Raw genomic sequence first — 19341 nt, 5'->3', positions numbered from 1 at the left:
GCGACACGGTAGGCTGGGCGAGTAGGTCCGGGTGGCGGAATGGCAGACGCGCTAGCTTGAGGTGCTAGTGCCCGTATAGGGCGTGGGGGTTCAAGTCCCCCCTCGGACACGTACAGTTACCCTACAGTAATCAGCGTCAGGCTTAGCCTCGACGCTGATTTTGTTTTGGCCGGGGCTGTAGTTGAGGGCGAGGCGTAGCTCGCGGTAGATGCTGCTCCGGGCGTCGCGCGGGGTGTTGCGGACGTCGTCGAAGCTGCCGACGAGGCTTCGAATGTCGTTTTCGGTGAGGCGGCGGGGAGCAGGTTCTCGTGCTGCGTTGTTGCGTTGGGGGATGGTCTGCGATCGCGCGGTACTGAACGAGGTTGGCGTCGCACGCGGCAATGATCTTGCTCGCCGCGACGATATCCGGAGCGACGAAGCCGGGGCCGGCGTTGGGTTTGGCGGCGTGGAGCCGGCAGATCGTATCGGTGAGCCGGTGCGGGGCGAACGCCTTGAGGGGCCGGTTGTCGAGCGCGGGCACGATGTTCCGCTCGGCGACGTAGACGTTGCGCGTGTGCTGGACGTGGTTGGCGAGGGCGTACTCGTTTGGGGTACCGGCACCGGCAGTAAGCGGCCTCATGTGCCTGGTGGCTCTGCATCTTGCGTCCGCATAGTCCGAGAGCAGCTCGATGGCCTCGCGGACATGACGCCAGGCCGTCGTGACGCCGATCTCGAATCCGGCGGCCAGGCGGGTCGGGGTGTCGCCGTTGCGCAGGTCGGCCAGTGCGAGCAGGGCTTGCCGGCCGGAGTCGAGGCGTCGCCACCGGGACCGGCGACGGATATGGCGGATACGGATACGTTCATGTCGTGGTCGGTCCGGGCGGGATCGCGTCCTGCCCGACCGTGCGTCCACGTCGGCCACGGCACCTGGCAGCCCGTTCACAGCATGGAAACATAAAAATAATCTGGTTCTTCGCTCCTTTGTGGACCTAGGCGGTGGTCGATGTCATGCTCATGCACGAGCGTCTATCGTTGTCGTGCGAGGATGGGGAACGCCTGTGTCGCTTGGTTCGCCATCGACTTCGTCGCCGCCCGCGTGCGGCCGTCGGTATGGGTTTGCCGCCGGGGCTGACGGCCCGCGCCTCGTCGACGACCCGATCCACGGCCAGAACGGGAAGGTGGCGGTGACATGAAGGTTCTCGTAATCGGTGGTGGTCCGGCTGGGAGCACTGCGGCGACGGCAATGGCCCAGGCCGGACTCGACGTGCGGCTCATCGAGAGCGCCCACTTTCCGCGATACCACGTGGGTGAGTCGCTCACGCCGTCGTGCCGGGTGGTGCTGGATGCGATCGGCTTGTCGAAGATAGTCGATGACTACGGTTTCGTGAAGAAGAACGGAGGCGTCATCCATTGGGATGACGACCAGTGGGCGTTCGACTGGCACGAGCAGTCCGGGGTGCAGTCATGGCAGGTGGATCGAAGCGAGTTCGACGCGCTGCTGCTGGAGCACGCCCGCCAGAACGGGGTTGCCGTCACCACCGGCGTCACCGGTCGGTCGGTGCGGTTTGCCGACGGCCGACCAGTGGCCGTGGAGTGCTCCCCGGAGGGCGGTGAGTCGTTCACCATAGATGATTTCGACTTCCTGATTGACGCCACCGGGCGTAACGGGCTGCTCAGCGCCCGTCACTTCGGCAACCGTGAGCCGCTGAGCAATCTGCGGAACGTCGGCATCTGGGGCTACTGGACCGGTGCCAGCCTACTGCCCGAAACGCCGACCGGAGGAATCAACATCATTTCCTCGCCAGAGGGTTGGTACTGGGTGATTCCGCTGGCCGGCGGGCGGATGAGCATCGGTTACGTCACCACCAAGGACGCCTTCGCCCGTGATCGTCGCGAGCACCCGTCGTCGGATGAACTGTACCGGCACCTGATCGCGGCATCGCCGACCGTGGCGGGCCTGACCGCAGGGGCGGCGTTCGTCGGTAGCACGAGGGTCGAGACCGACTACTCGTACATCGCGGATCAGTTCTGCGGGCCAGGTTACGCGATCGTGGGTGACGCGGCGTGTTTCCTGGATCCGCTCTTGTCCACCGGCGTGCATCTCGCGCTCTACAGTGCTTTGACTGCGGCCGCGTGCGTCGCTTCGGTGGACCGTGGTGAGGTCAGCGAAACCGAGGCACTCAGATTCTTCGAGTTTGCCTACCGTCGTGCGTACATGCGTCTCTTTGCGCTGGTGAGCATCATGTACGAGCGCTATCTCGGCAAGGACGGCTTCTTCCTCACGTCCGACCGGTTGATCGGAGACGAGCAACCCGCACAGGCGGAGGAAGGCGTTTCGTCCCGTTCCTTCGCGGAGATCATCGGTGGCCTTTCCGACCTGCGTGAGGCAGCCAACTCGTCCACCCGTGTCATCACCGATCGACTGCGGGAGGAGGCGGTGCGGGTGCAGTTGCGGGCCGTACGCGCACCGGACTCCACTGGGCCCGACTTCACCCCGGTTCGCGGCAACCCTCTCTCCGATGCGGAGTCGGCTGACTACCGCCTCGTCACCAGCCCGCAGCTCGGCCTCGAGCGGGTCCGTGAGCCACGTCCCTGAACTCGGCAAAGGTCGCTCTTCCCCCTGGCCTCGACGATCCGCGCCGGACGCGGGCCCGCCGGGCACGGCAGGTCTGCGCCTGCCGTGGAGGTCGGACGTGCCGACTGCGCGAACCTGTCCCGTGGTCGCGTAGCCGATCGTGGTTGCCCTGGCCGTGCGGCCGGGGCAACCTGGGGGCAGTGCGGCCAGGGTGACCTGGGGCCCGTGCGGGATGCGGACGCCGGGTTGTGCCGGACAGGACATGTCGGAGCCCGCGGCGGACGGAGTGCGGGCGGAGCAGGTGAGCGCGCGCAGAGCGTCGATGCGGGAGACCCGACGTGCCCCCGCTGCCGGTCCGACAGCGGGGGCACGGGCTGCCCGCCTACCGGGTCACGGCAGGGTCCACTTCTGGTTGGCGGCGGCCAGGCAGGTCCAGAGGTGGACGGCCTGGCCGTCGGTGGCGCTGTTGTTGGAGACGTCCAGGCACTTGCCCGACTGTGGGTTGCGCAGGGTGCCGTCGGCCTGGGCGGACCAGTTCTGTGCGCCGCTGCCGTTGCACGTCCAGAGTTGGATCTTCGTGCCGTCGGCGGAGCCTCCGCCCGAGACGTCGAGGCATTTGCCCAGTGCCTTGACCGTGCTGTTCGGGGTGACCGTCCAGGTCTGTGCGGCGGTGCCGTTGCAGGTGTAGATCTGGATCTGGGTGCCGTCGGCGGTGGCCGCGTTGCGCACGTCCAGGCACTTGCCGCCGAGCCCGACGACCGGCCCGGTGCCCGGGGTGCCGGGGGTGCCGCCGCCCCGGACCAGGGTGAAGTCGTCCACGTCGAACAGGCCGGTCCCGGAGCCGGTGAAGGTCAGGTACACGGTCTGCGTACCGGCGGGCACCCCGGCCAGGGTGGTGCTGACGTCGGCGTACGTGGTCCAGCTTCCGGTGTTGGGCACCGCCACCTGACCGAGCAGCGGGCCGGTGGCCGAGCCGGTCCGGATGCCGATGGTGCCGCCCGATCCCCCGGAGACCACCCGCGCCCGCAACGAGGTGACCCCGGCCAGGTCGAGACCCGGGTACGCGGCCCAGTCGCCCGGGTCGACGTAGCCGAGCGTCTGTCCGCCGTTGGCCCCGGCCTTGGTGAACGCGCTGACCCCGTTGGCCGAGCTGAACGCCTCGGCCTGCACGGTGGTGTCGCCGTCCGGCGGCGGGGTGCCGCCCAGCTCCTTGATCCGGACGTTGCGGAACGACACGTCGTCGCCCGTACCGTGGTTCTGGAGCCCGACGTGACCGGCGAGCGAGCGGGCCGGGTCGGTGTTGGTGAAGTCGTTGATCTTCCGCCCGTTGAGGAAGACCTGGAGGCGCTCCCCCTCGACCAGCAGCTCGTAGGTGTTCCACTCTCCCGGCGGGTTCAGGGCGGCGTCCCGGGCGGCCAGGTCGGCGGACTGGAAGGTGTAGACCGCGCCGGTGGTGCGGTCGGCCGCGTCGGTGGCATCGATCTGGATCTCGTACCCGTTGTCCACCGCCGACCAGGGGTCGGTCGACGGCGGGAAGCCGATGAAGACGCCCGAGTTGTCGTCGCCGGACATCCGCCAGTCCAGCTTCAGGGAGTAGTTGGTGAACTGCTTGGCGCTGTACCAGTACAGGCCCATGCCGCCGACGGAGGTGAGGGTGGCGTCGGCGTTGCTGAAGCTGCCCGGACCGGCCTGCGACCAGCCGGTGGTGGACCCGTTGTAGAGGTTGGTGTAGCCGGTCTCCGGACGGCAGTCGGCCTTCGCCCGACCCGCCGCGTACCGGATGCCGCCGAGCAGGTGGCTGCGGAACGCCGCCTCCGAGTACGACCCCTGGGTGTGTCCCAGCCCGGTGTAGAACGACCGACCGGAGTTGACCGTCTTGCACCAGGAAATCGGATGGTCGCCGCCCATCGAGCCGCCCGAGTACGACGATTCGTCCAGGGTGGCCAGGACCCGGGCGCCCGCGCGCGGGTTGGCCTGGTAGTTGTACCACTCGTCGGTGCGGGTCCAGGTCTGCGGCAGGTGCCCGGTGGCCGGGTGCGCCCGGTTCTCGATGCGGACGGTCGCCTGCTGGATGGCCGGGTGCGAGGCGAAGTAGCCACCCACCAGGCTGCCGTAGTACGACCAGCCGTACTCGGTGTCGGCGGCGGAGTGGACGCCGACGTATCCTCCGCCGCCGTTGACGTACGACTCGAAGGCCGTCTGCTGTGCGGCGTCCAGGACGTCTCCGGTGGTGTTGAGGAAGACCACCGCCTCGTACTGGGCCAGGTTGGCGGTGGTGAACCGGGACGCGTCCTCGGTCGCGGTCACGGTGAAACCGTTCGCCGCACCGAGTTCCCGGATCGCCTGGGTGCCGACGGCGATCGAGTCGTGCCGGAACCCGGCGGTCTTGGAGAACACCAGCACGTCGTACGGAGCATCGGCCGCACTGGCCGGAGCCGCCGCCGTCGTGCAGGCAAGAACCGTGGCAGCGGCGGTCACCGCGCCGAGGACGGGTCGAAGGAGTCTGCGCATGTCACTCTCCCGAACGGGGTGGAGGGTGGTGCCGGGGCGCCCCGCGGGTGCCCCGGCAGGCGGGTTACGGCAGGGTCCACTTCTGGTTGGCGGCGGCCAGGCAGGTCCAGAGGTGGACGGCCTGGCCGTCGGTGGCGCTGTTGTTGGAGACGTCCAGGCACTTGCCCGACTGTGGGTTGCGCAGGGTGCCGTCGGCCTGGGCGGACCAGTTCTGTGCGCCGCTGCCGTTGCACGTCCAGAGTTGGATCTTCGTGCCGTCGGCGGAGCCTCCGCCCGAGACGTCGAGGCATTTGCCCAGTGCCTTGACCGTGCTGTTCGGGGTGACCGTCCAGGTCTGTGCGGCGGTGCCGTTGCAGGTGTAGATCTGGATCTGGGTGCCGTCGGCGGTGGCCGCGTTGCGCACGTCCAGGCACTTGCCGCCGAGCCCGACGATCGGCCCGGTGCCCGGGGTGGTGCCGCTGGTGACGAACGCGAACGTGTCGAGGTCGAACAGCGCCCCGGTGCCCCCGGCGAAGGTGAGGTAGAGCGTGCCGGTGCTGGCCGGCGCGCCGGAGATGGCGCCGGTGACGGTGGTGAAGGTCTCCCAGCCGCCGGTGACCGGGACGGCCGCCTGGCCCAGCACGGTGCCGGTGGGCGAACCCATCCGCACCTGGAGGGTGCCGCCGACGCCGTTGGAGGAGACCCGGGCGCTGAACGAGGTGGCCTTGTCGAGCCGGTACGGCTCGAACGCGATCCAGTCGCCGTTGTCGATGCTGCCGACGGTCCGGCCGCCCTCGGCCGGGGCCTTGTCGTAGAGGGTCACCCCCGAGGAGGTCTTGAGGTGCTCGGCCTGGCGCTTGCGCGGCTGGAGGGTGTGCTGCTGGTGGGTGGTCAGCCCGCCGGCGTCGGTGTACTCGGCGTCGAAGACCGCGAAGATGTTCGCCGCGTCGTCGTGCTCGCCGTCGACCGGGATGGTGATCGAGCCGGAGCAGCCGTTCTTCGAGGTGATCTGGTGGCCGTGCTGGTCGTGGCCGAGCACGTAGGTCATCTTGACCTTGGCGCAGTCGATGGTGCCGTCCTCGGGGTCGGTGACGGTGATGCTGAACGGCACCGTGTCGCCGTAGGAGAAGAGCGAGCCGTTGGCCGGGCCGGTGATGGTGACGGCCGGGGCGGTGTTGCCGACGCCGATCTGCACGCTGGCGGTGCCGGTCGCGCCCTGCGGGTCCCGGACGGTCAGGGTGACGTTGTAGGTGCCGTTGGCGGTGAACGTCTTGCTGGGGTTGGCCGCCGTGGAGGTGGTGCCGTCACCGAAGGCCCACGAGTAGGTGAGCGCCCCGCCCTCCGGGTCCGACGATCCGGCCGACGAGAAGTTCACCGTCAGCGGGGCCGCCCCGGAGGTCCTGTCGGCGGTGGCGACGGCGGTCGGCGCGCGGTTGCCGCCGGCGACGTAGTCGTACCGGTACAGCGCCGAGTTGGCGTCACCGTTGAAGTAGCCGGTGCCGTAGTCGAGGACGTACAACGCGCCGTCCGGGCCGAAGGCGGAGTCCATGACCTGCCTGCCGTTCCAGGGAAACGACGCGTCGATGGCGCCCCGGGAGCCGTCGGCGTTGACGTGGATGGGCTTGATCCAGCCCCGGCCCAGCTCGGTCGCGAAGAACTGGCCGTCGAAGGACTGCGGGAACTTCGTGGTGGACGGGTTCGACGCGCTGTAGCGGTAGACCGGCCCGGCCATCGGCGACTCGGATCCGCCACCGAACTCCGGCGGGCTGCCGGCGTCACCGGCGTACCGGATCCAGGCCGGTTGCGCCCCGGGCAGGGTGGGCAGGCCGGTGTTGCGGAACGAGTTGTTGGTCGGTCCACCGGCGCAGTTGTACTTGGCGCCCGCGGTGCCGGCGGCGAAGTCCCACTCCGCGTACGTCTCGGTGGCGGTGTTGGCGCCGGTGCAGTACGGCCAGCCGTAGTTGCCCGGCCCGGTCACCCGGTTGAACTCGACCTGCCCACTGGGGCCGCGCGTGCCGGTGGTGCCGGCGTCTGGGCCGTAGTCGCCGACGTAGACGACCCCGGTGGCCTTGTCCACGCTCATCCGGAACGGGTTGCGGAAGCCCATCGCGTAGATCTCCGGACGGGTCCGCGCGGTGCCCGGGGCGAACATGTTCCCGGCCGGGACGGAGTAGCTTCCGTCCGCGTTCACCTTGATCCGCAGGATCTTGCCGCGCAGGTCGTTGCTGTTGGCCGCGCTGCGCTGCGCGTCGTACGCGGGGTTGCGGTTGGTCCGCTCGTCGATCGGCGCGTATCCGGCGGAGTCGAACGGGTTGGTGTCGTCGCCGGTCGACAGGTACAGGTTCCCGGCCGCGTCGAAGTCGATGTCCCCGCCGACGTGGCAGCACATGCCCCGGTCGGCTGGCACGTCCAGGATGTTGACCTGGCTGGACGTGTTCAGCGTCCAGTTGGCGTCGAGGGTGAACCGGGACAGCCGGTTGACGCCCTGCCAGGCGGAGAAGTCCGTGCCGGTGGCCGGGGCGTCCCCGGCGGGGGTGGACAGCGGCGGGGCGTAGTACAGGTAGACGTGCCGGTTGGTGGTGAAGTTCGGGTCCACGCCGACGCCCTGGAGGCCCTCCTCGTCGTGGGTGTAGACGGGGATCGTGCCGACCACGGTGGTGGTGCCGGCCGCGTCGGTGCGCCGCAGCGTGCCGTTGCGGGCGGTGTGCAACACCGACCGGTCGGGCAGCACCGCGATGGTCATGGGCTCGCCGACCTCGGCTACCCCCTTGGCCAGGGTGACCTGCTGGAAGTCGGTGGGGGTGATGGTGTGGGCCTGGGCGGGGGCCGGGCTGCCGAGGGCAACCAGCCCGGCGGCGGCGACCAGTAGTAGTGCGGAGCTGACCGACGCCGTTTGCCGGCCGAACGCGCCGTCGTGTGTGGACACTGTCTGTCCGTCCCTTCCTGACGTTCGAATGCCAGGGCGGGGCGCGCGCCGTCGCGCCGGATGCCGTAGCGGGGGAGGGGGGTCGATGGATCACCGCGCCGCCGGTTCACCTCGCCGAAACACTTTCGTGTTGGCGAAGACATTAAGCTGCTTCGATCTCGCTGTCCATACCTTCTGCCCGGTCGCGGCGAACTTTCGCTTGAATCACGAAAAGCCCCGCCGTTGCGGCCTGGACGTGCCGTCGGTCTTCGGCAACCCGACCCAGCGGGCAACCCGCGATGCCGATCGGTGATCCGCCCACCCCGCCGGCGCAGGAACCGGCCCCGGGCCGGCGCCGTTGGCCAGGGCGCCGCCCCGGGCCGGCCGCCCACCGGCCCGGGGCGGGGCCGTCAGGGAGCCCAGGGGCCGGCGACGTTCCAGGTGCTGTCCGCCGCCCACAGCCCGGGTGAGTTGTACGCCGCCCCGCCGGCGCCGTTGCTCAGCCAGACCTCCGAGGCGTAGTGGCGCAGGAACGACCCCCGGAAGTTGTACGACTCCAGCGACACGCCGCTGCCGGTGAGCCCGGTCCGGGCGCACCAGGTCGCGTCGGCGCGGAGCAGGGCGGAGCCTTCGTCGGGGGAGTTGCGGACCCGGGACTCGACGTGCCGCAGGTACTGACCCGGGAAGTTGACGGACTCGAACGAGTAGCAGCTCGGGTCGGCCAGGCCGGGCCGGATCGTGTACGTGGCGTCGTTCTTGAGCAGCGCGGGGCTGTCCGCGGTGACGATCTCGGTGTAGGCGAGGCTGTCCCGGTGCCGGAGGTACCGGTCGGTGTAGCCCGGGGTCGTCACCTGCAACGACCGCCGGGTGTCGACCGGCAGGGCGACCGGCTGGCTGCTCCCGACCGACCGGGACGCGTCGATCAGCCCCCGGTTCGCCGCGCGGACCCGGCCCTCGTCCATCTTGACGACCCGACGGTCGTAGGTGAGGAACCCGTTCAGCTCGCCTTCGACATCGGTGATCTCGGTGTAGACCGAGGCGCTGAGGCCGGTGCCGAGCATCAGGTTCCGGGTGCCCTGCACGAGGCCGACGTACCGGTCGGTGAGCGCTGTGGAGTTCGGCAGCCACTCGTACGCGAAGAAGCCGCCGCTCGGGCTGTGCTCGTGCCCCGGTGTCCGCAGCCCCAGGCCGCCGAACTCACCGAGCACCGCGATCCGGGAGGCTGACGGGGCCGGCGAGGCGGGGCCGAGATAGACGTGCCAGTCGTCGATGTCGCCGTTGCCGGGGTCGCCCAGGGACTGGCAGCAGTTGTGGCCGCTGTGCACGTTCACCAACCGGGTCGGGTCCTGGTTCTTCACGTTCTGCCCGACGCGGCGGGTGTCGGCCAGCGCACGCTCGCCCCACCCCTCGTTGTAGACCGTGTAGGCGACCACCGCGGGGCTGCTCCGGTGCTCGTCGACGATCTCCCGCGCCTCGGCCTCGAACTGGGCCTGCTGGGCGTTGTCGGCGTTGACGTCCTGCGCGGTCATCGACGGGAGGTCCTGCCACACCAGCAGGCCGAGCCGGTCGGCGTGGTAGAACCACCGCTGCGGTTCGACCTTGATGTGCTTGCGCACCATGTTGAACCCGAGGTCCTTGTGTTTTTGCAGGTCGAAGGCGAGCGCGGCGTCGGTCGGCGCGGTGTGGAGGCCGTCGGGCCAGTAACCCTGGTCGAGCGTGCCGACCTGGAACACGAACTGGCCGTTGAGCTTCGGCCGCAGCACGCCGCCGGCCAGGCCGGTGGTGATCTCCCGCATCCCGAAGTAGTGCGTCGTCCGGTCCACCTGGCCGCCGCCGGGACCGCGCAGGGTGACCCGCAGGTCGTAGAGGAACGGGTCGTCGGGGGACCAGCGTCGGGCGTTCGGCACGGGCACGCTGAACTCGGCGAAGCCACCGACGGCGGACCCCACCACGGTCGCCCCGGTCAGCGCCTCGGCGAGGACGCTGTGCCCGGTGACGTCGCCACGGGTGAACACCCGGACCCGGAGGGTGTCGTCGGCCAGGTTCGGGTACACGTCCACGCTGCTGATCGACGCGGTCGGCACCGGTTCGAGCCAGACGGTCTGCCAGATGCCGGAGCTCGGGGTGTAGAAGATGCCGCTCGGCGTCTTGGTCTGCTTGCCGATCGGGGGCAGGCTGCCGTTCTGTCGGCTGTCGGTGGGGTCCCACACCTTGACGACGATCTCGTTCGTGCCGCCGTTGAGCTGCGCCGTGACGTCGAGGGTGAAGCCGTCGTAGCCGCCGGTGTGCTGGCCGGCCCGGGTGCCGTTGACCCAGACGGTGGTCTGCCAGTCGACCGCGCCGAAGTGCAGGAGCGTCCGCCGGCCGGACCAGTGGGACGGGACGGTGAAGGTGCGCCGGTAGAACAGGTAGTGGCGGTTGTCGGCGGCGGCACGTTGCACGCCGGACAGGGCGCTCTCCACCGGGAACGGCACGTTGACGCGTTCGGGAAGGTCGGCGCCGAACTGCGGGGCGTCGTTGGTGGCGGACTGGCGTAGCTGCCACTCGCCGTTGAGGTTGAGCCAGTCGGGGCGGGTCATCTGCGGTCGGGGGTACTCCGGCAGGGGGGTGCCGGCGAGCGCCTGGCTGGTCCACGGGGTGGTCAGCGGGGGCGTCTTGGCGGGCACCGCGTGCGCGGTGGCCACCGGCGCGAGCAATCCGGCCAACAGGGCGAGGGCGGCCAGGAGGGGAAGGCTGCGGACGCGGACGTGTCGTGTCATGCCGTCTCCGATGGGGGCGGGCCGGCGCGGGCGGTGGGTGGGCCCATGGGGCGGGGGCCGGCGTCGTCCGGCCCCCGCCCCGCGCCGGTCAGGGGTAGTTGGTCAGGTAGACCACCTGGTTGGCGGTGTAGGCGGTGCCGCCGCTGTTGTTGACGACCCGGTTGATGGTGCCGACCCCGCCGAGCGAGACGGTGACCATGTTGGTGAACCGGACGTTCGGGTTCGTCGGCGCCTCGATGGCCCGGTCGGCGACCACCGCCGGGTTGACGTTGAAGTAGCAGTAGCTGCCCAGCCCCCACGCCTGGTGGCTGGTGACCGAGTCGGCCACCTTGTACGCGGCGTAGCCCCGGATCGCCCCGTTCGTCCAGGCGGCCTGGTTGGGTGGGTCGTACGGCATCTCGTTCTGGTAGAAGTACGTCCGGCCGCCGTTGCCGTTCCAGACGGTCTGGTACTTCTGGTAGTGCTCGACGAACAGGCCGTACATGGTGACGTCGTCGCCGTTGACGGTCAGCCCGGTGTCGGCGGTGTTCACCGTCCAGCCGACGCCGTCGCCGTGGTCGGCGCGCCACAGCCACATGTGGTCGCCGATGACGTCGTCGCTGTTGACGGTCAGGGTGGTGGTGGCCCGGCCGACGCCCGGCCCGCCGATGCGGAAGAAGACGTCGTGCAGCGAGATCGGGTTGGCCGAGTGGTCGGCCGACGACCCGGGCGGACCGACCTCCATGAGCACCGGCGAGGCGGTCTGCCCGGCCTCGAACATGATGCCGGCCACCTTGACCCCGTCGACGTCGGCGACCCGCATGCCGACCGCGCCGTTGTCGGTCTGGATGGTGGCCAGGCCGAGCCCGAGGATCACCGTGTCGGCGCGGTTGACCTTGATCGGCTCGGTGACGCGGTGCACGCCGGGGGTGAACAGCAGGTGCCGGCCCTGGGCGAGCGCGGCGTTGATGGTGGCCGCGCTGGTGCCCGGCCGGACGACGAAGAACTGGCTCAGCGAGATGGACGAGCCGGCCGGGGTCTTGCCGTACCAGCTCGTGCCGGTGGAGTTGGTGCGCAGGGCCGGGACGAACACCCGGTACTCGCCGGTGCCGTCGACGTAGAGGAACGGCTTCTCGCGGATCTGCGGGGTCTGCGCGATGACGGTGTGCGACGGGTTCGGGAAGTGCGGCGGGGGCGCGCCGGTCACGCCCTGGAAGACCATGTTCCACACCGAGCCGGTCCAGCCGTTGCCGAACTCGCTGTTGCGCGAGTACCACTGCTGCTGGGAGCCGGAGACGACGAGCCCGTCGATGCGGGTGTCGGCGAGCAGGCCGCCGCTGGACCAGCCGTCGCCGCCGTTCCAGAGCTGAATCTGGTTCTGCGCGCCGCGCAGGTGCATCCGGCGGTACGGCGCGGCCTGCGACACCGCCCAGCGTTCGACGGTCACCCCGGCGGGCAGGGTGACCGACAGGTTCTCCGCGGCGCGCCAGAAGTTCTGTGTCGCGTTGCCGCCGAACCAGCCCGCCTCGACCCGGACGTGGCCGTTCAGGTTCACGTCGTCGGGGCTCATGCCCAGCCCGGCGACCTGGGTGAAGAAGCCGAGGTTGACGTCGGCGGTGTAGGTGCCGGGCTTGAACAGCACGGCGTACCGCTGCGGGCCGAACTGGTTGGTCTCCTGCTGGGAGAAGAGGGTGTTCAGCCGGCCCTGGATGGTGGCCGTCGGCGTCGACGGGTCGAAGACGAAGGTGTTCGGGCCGAAGTTCGGGTTGCGCGGGTCGGTGGGCTCGACCGGGTCGACGACTCCGCCGCTCTCGCCGTAGACCTGGAACTCCCACAGCGAGTAGCCGTAGCCGGTGGCCCGGGTGGTGCCGTACATCCGGACGTACCGGCCGCTGCCGGTGACGGGCACCGTCTGGGTGCCACCGGTGCCGGTGGTGGTGCTCCAGACGGTGGTCCAGGTGGTGCCGTTGTCGGAGGTCTGGATCTGGAACGCCCGCGCGTGCGCGGCCTCCCAGACCAGGGTGACCTGGCTGAGGGTGGCCTGGACCCCGAGGTCGACCTGAAGCCACTGGGGGTCGCTGAAGGCACTCGACCAGCGGGTGCCGGTGTTGCCGTCGACCGCCGCCGACGCCGGGAAGCCGGCGCCCTCGGTCGACGACGCGGTGGCCGGGCGGCCCTGGGACAACAGCGCCGGCGCGGCGTGCGCCGGCGGGGCCAGGGCGGTCGGCGTCAGGGCCGCGACGAGCGCGACGACCACGCCGACGACGGTACGCCGCCAGGGCCGTCGGCCCGTTCTCGGGCGTGCGGGGGTGACACGAGATGTCATGGCTTCGCCTGTCGGTAGGGGGTGCGGACGCCGGGCGCGACGGGGCTGAGGAGAGCGGCCACGGGTGCCGGGATGGTGCCGCCGGGCCGGCCCCGCGACCGGAGAGCGCTCTCTCCCGAGTGTTGCGGCCGTGTTGCGCGGGCGTCAAGACATCGATCTATAGCAGTTTTATTTATCCCGCTTTGCTATTTATGGTGGTTATCGACCGCCGGCCGCAGCCCTCCGGTGGCGAGCAGCCGGGCCACCGGCAGGGTGGCGGCGCCGAGCGCGACCGCGTCCACGCCGAGCCGGCACAGTTCGATCGACGCCTGCTCGTACGGCTGGCGCAGCGCCTGCCGCCCGGCCGCCTCGCGGACCTCGGGCAGCAGGCCGCCGAGCGCCATCGCCACCCAGCCGCCCAGCACCACCCGCTCGGGATTGAACAGGTTGATCAGGTTGGCGACCCCGGCGCCGAGGTAGCCGGCGGTCTCGTCCAGCACCCGACGGGCGGTGGGCGAACTGGCGGCCGCCTCGACCAGGGCGGCGATCCGGGACTCCTCGTCCTCGCCGGGCACCGCCCGGCCGCCCTGGGCCTCCCGGTAGCGGTCGATGATCGCCTCGGCGCCCACGTACGCCTCCAGGCAGCCCCGGGCCCCGCAGCGGCAGGCCCGGCCGCCGTACGCCAGGGTGGTGTGCCCCCACTCGCCGGCGCTGCTGGACGCTCCCCGGTAGGAGGCCCCGTTGGTCACCAGGGCTGCGCCGACGCCGGACCCGACCAGGGCGAACACGGCGTGCCGGGCGCCGCGTCCGGCTCCGAACCACATCTCCGCCTGGCCGAGGGTGTTGGCGCCGTTGTCGATGTGCAGCGGCAGGTCGGTGCCCGACCGGATCAACCGCTCCAGCGGCACCCGGTCCCAGCCGAGGGCCTGGGCGTGCACCACCGCCTCGGCGCCCTGCTCCACCACGCCCGACACGCCGATCCCGACGCCGAGCACGTCGGCGGGGGACACCCGGGCCTGGGTGGTGACCGCGTCGATGCCGGCCAGCACATGTCCGGCGACCGTCGCCGGTTCGGTGCGCGCCGGGTCCAGCGGGTAGCCGGCGCGGGCCAGCAGGGTCATGGCGAAGTCGAACAGTTCGACCCGGATCAGGGTCTCCCCGACGTCCACCCCGATGACGAAGGCGAACCGGGGCGCGACCCGCAGCAGCATGCTGGGACGGCCGCCGTCGGACTCGGCCGCGCCGGCCTCGACGACGAGCCCCTCGCCGATGAGGTCGCTGACCACGTTGCTGATCGCGGGCTGGCTGAGACCGGTGCTGCGCATCAGGTCCTGCCGGGTCAGCGGGCCGTCGAGGAAGAGCCTGGACAGCAGCGCCGACCGATTCCGCAGCCGCACGCTCCGATTCGTCGCTCGCGCCAACTCCACCCCGCCACCTCGATCCCCGGGCCGTCCGGGGCGACTGTACGACCCGGGGGTTGACGGCCCTGCGGACAACCACTTTAATGACGACATTAATTAAGCCGTGATGTAACTTCCACGACACGGTGCGCGAACCTTCGGATCGACGGCCCTGGATCTCCGGCTGCCGGGCCCTCGCGCACGCCACCGCACCGACACACCCCCACCACCAGAACCGGAAGGGCCGATCGTGTCGAGACGTCGCCTCGCGATATTCACCGCCGCCGTCCTGGCTGCCGCCCCGCTCACCGCCTGCGGTGGCTCGGACGACCCGTCCGGCGGATCCGCCAGGACCCTCACCTACTGGGCCAGCAACCAGGGGGCGAGCCTGGAAGCCGACAAGCAGATCCTCCAGCCCGAGTTGGACCGGTTCGAACAGCAGACCGGCATCAAGGTCACCGTGGAGGTGGTGCCCTGGTCGGACCTGCTCAACCGGCTGCTCGCCGCCGCCGCCTCCGGACAGGGCCCGGACGTGGTGAACATCGGCAACACCTGGTCGGCGTCGTTGCAGGCGACCGGGGCGATGGTCGAGTTCGACGACGCCACCCTGGCAAAGGTCGGCGGCAAAGAGCGGTTCGTCCCGGCCGCGCTCGCCGCCGCCGGGGCCCCGGGCAAACCGCCCGCGGCGGTGCCGCTCTACAGCCTCGCCTACGCCCTCTACTACAACAAGAAGGCGTTCGCCGACGCCGGCATCACCACCCCGCCGGCCACCTGGGAACAGGTGGCCGAGGTCGGCCGGAAGCTGACCGGCGGCGGCCGGTGGGGCCTCGCCGTCGAGGGCGCCAACCCCTCGGAGAACGCGCACCACGCCTTCACCTTCAGCCAGCAGCACGGCGGCGAGTGGTTCGACGCCGCCGGCAAGCCGACCTTCGACACCGCGCAGAACGTCGCCGCGGTCAAGCGGTACGTCGACCTGATGGCCACCGACAAGATCATCAACCCGAGCAACGCCGAGTACGCGCAGAACCAGTCGGTGTCCGACTTCGCCAACGGCAAGGCGGCGATGCTGCTCTGGCAGGCCGTCGGGGCGAACCTCAAGTCCCAGAACATGGCCGCCGACGCGTACGGCGTGGCCCCCGTGCCGTTCCTGGCCGCCCCGCCGGCCGGCGGCAGGAAGGTCAACAGCATGGTCGCGGGGATCAACATCGCCGTGTTCAAGCACACCAGGAACCCCGACGCCGCCCTGGAGTTCGTGAAGTTCATGACCAGCGACGCCGAGCAGGTGACGCTCAACAGGACGTACGGCTCGCTGCCGCCGGTCACGACCGCCGCCGGCGATCCGGCGTTCGCCGCACCCGAGCAGAAGGTGCTCCAGGAGACCCTCGCCACCACCGCGGCCCCGCTGCCCCAGGTGCCCGACGAGAGCACCTTCGAGACGCTCGTCGGCACCGCCATCAAGGAACTCTTCGCCGACGCGGCCAGCGGCAAGCCGGTCACCGAGGAGAGCGTCCGACACAAGCTGAGCCAGGCCCAGCAGCAGATGCGCTGACGCGCCGGACCGGTGGCCGTGGCAGGGACGCCGACCCCGCCACGGCCACCCCAGCGAGAGGACCACGATGGCCACCACCACCGTCCACGACGCCACCGGGCGGGACGGGCCGCCCCGGGCCGGGACGCCGGAGAACCGCCCCCGCCGCCCCCGCCGGTCACTCCTGCCGTACCTGCTGCTCGCCCCGGCCGTCGTGCTGGAACTGGCGATCCACGTCGTGCCGATGCTCGTCGGCGCCTGGATGAGCCTGCTCCAGCTGACCCAGGTCCACATCCGCGACTGGTCCACCGCCCCGTTCGTCGGCGCCGAGAACTTCCGGATGGTGCTCGACTTCGACTCCGCCGCCGGAGCCGAACTGCTGCACTCCTTCCAGGTGACCGTGCTCTACACGGTCTGCTCGGTCGGCCTCTCCTGGGTGCTCGGCACCACCGCCGCCGTGCTGCTGCAACGCCCGTTCCGCGGCCGGGGCCTGCTGCGCGCGCTCTTCCTCACCCCGTACGCCCTGCCGGTCTACACCGCCGTGATCACCTGGAGTTTCCTGTTCCAGCGCGACAACGGCCTGGTCAACCACGTGTTGGTCGACCAGTTGCAGCTGCTCGGCGACCGGCCGTTCTGGCTGATCGGCGACAACAGCTTCGTCGCGTTGCTGACCGTGTCGGTCTGGCGGTCCTGGCCGTTCGCCTTCCTGTGCGTCATGGCCGGCCTCCAGAACATCCCGGCCGACCTGTACGAGGCCGCCGCGATGGACGGCGCCGGCTTCTGGCGGCGGTTGCGCTCGGTGACCCTGCCCATGCTGCGTCCGGTCAACCTGGTGCTGCTGCTGGTGCTGTTCCTGTGGACCTTCAACGACTTCAACACCCCGTACGTGCTGTTCGGCGGCTCCGCGCCGGAGCAGGCCGACCTGGTCTCCATCCACATCTACCGCAGCTCCTTCAAGACCTGGGACTTCGGCTCCGGCTCCGCGATGTCGGTGGCGCTGCTGCTGTTCCTGCTCCTGGTCACCGTCGGGTACCTGCTGCTCACCAACCGCCGGAGGAACGATGCGTGAGACCACCGCCGAGCGCTGGGCCCGCCGGACCGTGTTGACCCTGCTCACGCTGTTCGTCCTCGTCCCGCTCTACGTGCTGGTCAGTTCGGCGGTCAAACCGCTCCAGGACGTGCAGAACGCGTTCACCTGGTGGCCCCGCCGGCCCACGGTCGACGCGTTCGTGGACATGTGGTCGACCGTGCCGCTGGGCCGCTATCTGGTCAACAGCCTGGTCGTCTCCTCGGTGGCGGCGGTCCTGTCGGTGGCCGTGGCGATCTTCGCGGCGTTCGCGGTCAGCCGCTACCGGTTCCGCGGCCGGGGCCTCTTCTCGGTGACCGTCCTGTCCACCCAGATGTTCCCCGGCATCCTGTTCCTGCTGCCGCTGTTCCTGATCTACGTCAACCTGGGCAACGCCACCGGCATCCAGTTGTACGCCAGCCGCACCGGCCTGATCCTCACCTACCTCACCTTCTCGCTGCCGTTCTCGATCTGGATGCTGGTCGGCTACTTCGACTCCATCCCGCGCGGACTCGACGAGGCCGCCCAGGTCGACGGCGCCGGCCCGCTCCGCACGCTGTTCCAGGTGGTGCTGCCGGCGGCAGTGCCCGGAGTGGTCGCGGTGACCGTGTACGCGTTCATGACCGCCTGGGGCGAGGTGCTGTTCGCCTCGGTGATGACCGACGAGGGCAGTCGGACCCTGGCCGTCGGCCTCCAGGGCTACTCCACCCAGTTCAACGTCTACTGGAACCAGGTGATGGCCGCCTCGCTGGTGGTCAGCATCCCCGTCGTCGCCGGCTTCCTGGCGTTGCAGCGCTACTTCGTCGCCGGCCTCACCGCCGGCGCGGTCAAGTGAGTCCCGCCACCGTGTCCCGCGAGGAGAACCCCGACGTGCCCGACCTGTCCACGCTGCCAGCCGACTTCGTCTGGGGTGTCGCCACCGCCGCCTACCAGATCGAGGGCGCCGTCGCCGCCGACGGCCGGGCACCGTCGATCTGGGACACCTTCTGCCAGGTGCCCGGGGCCATCGACAACGGCGACGATGGCACCGTCGCCTGCGACCACTACCACCGGTGGCCGGAGGACGTGTCGCTGGCACGCGGCCTCGGCGTCGACGCGTACCGGTTCTCGGTGGCCTGGCCCCGGGTGCTACCCGCCGGTGTCGGCCCGGTCAACCCCAGCGGGCTGGACTTCTACGACCGGCTGGTCGACGCGTTGCTGGCGGTCGGGATCCGGCCGCTCGTCACGCTCTACCACTGGGACCTGCCGCAGGCCCTCCAGGACCGGGGCGGCTGGCCGGAACGGGCCACCGCCGAGGCGTTCGCCGACTACGCCGCGGTCGTCGCCGCCCGCCTCGGCGACCGGGTCGCCGACTGGACCACCGTCAACGAGCCGCTCTGCGTGTCCTGGATCGGGCACCTGGAGGGCCGGATGGCACCGGGCGAGCGGGATCTCGCCCGCGCGGTGCGCACCTCCCACCACACCCTGCTCGGCCACGGCCTGGCCACCCTGGCGGTCCGCGCCAACGCCGCCCGCCGGGCCTCCGTCGGGGCGGTGCTCAACCTCAGTCCCTGCGAGCCCGCCACCGACGACCCGGCGGACGTCGCCGCCGCCCGCCGGATGGACGGCCACGTCAACCGCTGGTGGCTGGACCCGCTGCACGGCCGCGGCTACCCCGCCGACATGCTGGCCACCTACCGGGTGGAACCGCCGGTACGCGGCGACGACCTCGCCGTGATCGCCACGCCGACCGACTTCCTCGGGGTCAACTACTACTTCCGGCAGGTCGTCGTCGACGACCCCGAGGGTCCCCCGCCGTACGCCCGGCAGGTGCCGGTGCCGGGGGCGGTGGAGACCGCGATGGGCTGGGAGAACCATCCGGCCGGGCTGGAACGGCTGCTGGTCGCGGTGCACGAGGAGTACGCGCCGTCCCGGATCGTCGTCACCGAGAGCGGGTCGGCCTGGCCGGACCACGTCACCGCCGACGGCGCCGTGGAGGACCGGGAGCGCACCGAACACCTGGAGCGGCACCTGGCGGCCTGCGCGGCGGCCGTCGGCCGGGGCGTTCCCCTCGCCGGCTACTTCGTCTGGTCGCTGCTCGACAACTTCGAGTGGGCGTACGGCTACGACAAGCGGTTCGGCCTGGTGCACGTCGACTACCCCACCCAACGGCGCACGGTCAAGGCGAGCGGGCTGCGGTACGCCGACCTGATCCGCGCACACCGGCAGCGCGCCGGACCGGCGAGGGCGGTCCCGGTACGCCGATGACGGGCCGACGGGGCCCGGGAACCCCTGGGTGTCGCACCGGGTGACGCCCAGGGGCCCGACCCGACGGCCCTCGGCGTGCCGGTTGAGCCGTTGATCCCGAAGGTGACC

Annotated in this window: 11 protein-coding genes, 1 tRNA gene and 1 pseudogene; 7 read left to right on the top strand and 6 right to left on the bottom strand. The window is 70.6% G+C overall.

Annotated features, from left to right (window positions below):
- Window positions 1-25 precede the first annotated feature (25 nt).
- A tRNA-Leu gene (locus O7628_RS01555) sits at window positions 26-109 on the top strand.
- A gap of 534 nt (window positions 110-643) precedes the next feature.
- Here O7628_RS01555 and O7628_RS01550 read toward each other — a convergent pair.
- A pseudogene (locus O7628_RS01550) lies at window positions 644-835 on the bottom strand (transposase family protein); the annotation flags it as partial.
- A 333-nt stretch (window positions 836-1168) separates the two neighbouring features.
- Between O7628_RS01550 and O7628_RS01545 the strand changes: the two are divergent.
- Window positions 1169-2575: an NAD(P)/FAD-dependent oxidoreductase gene (locus O7628_RS01545; RefSeq protein ID WP_278127785.1), complete on the top strand. Its 1407-nt coding sequence runs from the start codon at window positions 1169-1171 to the stop codon at window positions 2573-2575.
- A 369-nt stretch (window positions 2576-2944) separates the two neighbouring features.
- Here O7628_RS01545 and O7628_RS01540 read toward each other — a convergent pair whose 3' ends face one another.
- Complete coding sequence (locus tag O7628_RS01540) at window positions 2945-5065, bottom strand: ThuA domain-containing protein (protein ID WP_278127784.1); 2121 nt, start codon at window positions 5063-5065, stop codon at window positions 2945-2947.
- Window positions 5066-5129: 64 nt separating this feature from the next.
- Entirely contained in the window at window positions 5130-7970 is a 2841-nt protein-coding gene (locus O7628_RS01535) for a PQQ-dependent sugar dehydrogenase (protein WP_278127782.1), read from the bottom strand.
- An 85-nt stretch (window positions 7971-8055) separates the two neighbouring features.
- On the opposite strand from O7628_RS01535, the gene O7628_RS01530 reads away from it, so the two are divergent.
- Entirely contained in the window at window positions 8056-8262 is a 207-nt protein-coding gene (locus tag O7628_RS01530) for a hypothetical protein (RefSeq protein WP_278127780.1), read from the top strand.
- Between the two features lie 97 nt (window positions 8263-8359).
- Here O7628_RS01530 and O7628_RS01525 read toward each other — a convergent pair whose 3' ends face one another.
- The 3 genes from O7628_RS01525 to O7628_RS01515 all read right to left on the bottom strand — a co-directional run bounded on the left by O7628_RS01525 (window position 8360) and on the right by O7628_RS01515 (window position 14389).
- Window positions 8360-10708 (bottom strand): AbfB domain-containing protein, encoded by a 2349-nt coding sequence (locus O7628_RS01525; protein WP_278127778.1) that lies wholly within the window; start codon window positions 10706-10708, stop codon window positions 8360-8362.
- An 88-nt stretch (window positions 10709-10796) separates the two neighbouring features.
- Window positions 10797-13013, bottom strand: a complete 2217-nt coding sequence (locus O7628_RS01520; protein WP_278127776.1) for a discoidin domain-containing protein — start codon at window positions 13011-13013, stop codon at window positions 10797-10799.
- A gap of 185 nt (window positions 13014-13198) precedes the next feature.
- A complete protein-coding gene (locus O7628_RS01515; protein WP_278127774.1) occupies window positions 13199-14389 on the bottom strand; it encodes an ROK family transcriptional regulator in 1191 nt (396 codons plus the stop codon).
- 253 nt (window positions 14390-14642) lie between these two features.
- Here O7628_RS01515 and O7628_RS01510 point away from each other — a divergent pair, with 253 nt between their 5' ends.
- From O7628_RS01510 to O7628_RS01495, 4 genes are all read left to right on the top strand, one after another.
- Window positions 14643-15941 carry a sugar ABC transporter substrate-binding protein gene (locus tag O7628_RS01510; protein WP_278127772.1) on the top strand — a complete coding sequence of 433 codons (1299 nt, stop codon included), beginning with the start codon at window positions 14643-14645 and terminating at the stop codon, window positions 15939-15941.
- 67 nt (window positions 15942-16008) lie between these two features.
- Complete coding sequence (locus O7628_RS01505) at window positions 16009-16989, top strand: sugar ABC transporter permease (protein WP_278127770.1); 981 nt, start codon at window positions 16009-16011, stop codon at window positions 16987-16989.
- On the top strand, window positions 16982-17821 hold the full coding sequence (locus tag O7628_RS01500; protein ID WP_278127769.1) for a carbohydrate ABC transporter permease: 840 nt from the start codon (window positions 16982-16984) through the stop codon (window positions 17819-17821). The genes O7628_RS01505 and O7628_RS01500 overlap by 8 nt, the downstream gene beginning before the upstream one ends.
- Window positions 17818-19233: a GH1 family beta-glucosidase gene (locus O7628_RS01495; protein WP_278127767.1), complete on the top strand. Its 1416-nt coding sequence runs from the start codon at window positions 17818-17820 to the stop codon at window positions 19231-19233. The genes O7628_RS01500 and O7628_RS01495 overlap by 4 nt, the downstream gene beginning before the upstream one ends.
- Window positions 19234-19341 lie beyond the last annotated feature (108 nt).

The sequence above is a fragment of the Micromonospora sp. WMMD956 genome, assembly GCF_029626125.1.
GTDB lineage: Bacteria > Actinomycetota > Actinomycetes > Mycobacteriales > Micromonosporaceae > Micromonospora > Micromonospora carbonacea.
The sequence above is the reverse complement of the archived record's forward strand: the minus strand, read 5'-3'. Positions and strand labels throughout refer to the sequence as shown.

What these genes read in the sequence shown, in the direction of transcription:
- O7628_RS01545 (WP_278127785.1), top strand. Translation starts at nt 1,169, where the DNA reads ATGAAGGTTCTCGTAATCGGTGGTGGTCCGGCTGGGAGCACTGCGGCG.
- O7628_RS01540 (WP_278127784.1), bottom strand. Translation starts at nt 5,065, where the DNA reads ATGCGCAGACTCCTTCGACCCGTCCTCGGCGCGGTGACCGCCGCTGCC.
- O7628_RS01530 (WP_278127780.1), top strand. Translation starts at nt 8,056, where the DNA reads ATGGATCACCGCGCCGCCGGTTCACCTCGCCGAAACACTTTCGTGTTG.
- O7628_RS01525 (WP_278127778.1), bottom strand. Translation starts at nt 10,708, where the DNA reads ATGACACGACACGTCCGCGTCCGCAGCCTTCCCCTCCTGGCCGCCCTC.
- O7628_RS01520 (WP_278127776.1), bottom strand. Translation starts at nt 13,013, where the DNA reads ATGACATCTCGTGTCACCCCCGCACGCCCGAGAACGGGCCGACGGCCC.
- O7628_RS01505 (WP_278127770.1), top strand. Translation starts at nt 16,009, where the DNA reads ATGGCCACCACCACCGTCCACGACGCCACCGGGCGGGACGGGCCGCCC.
- O7628_RS01500 (WP_278127769.1), top strand. Translation starts at nt 16,982, where the DNA reads ATGCGTGAGACCACCGCCGAGCGCTGGGCCCGCCGGACCGTGTTGACC.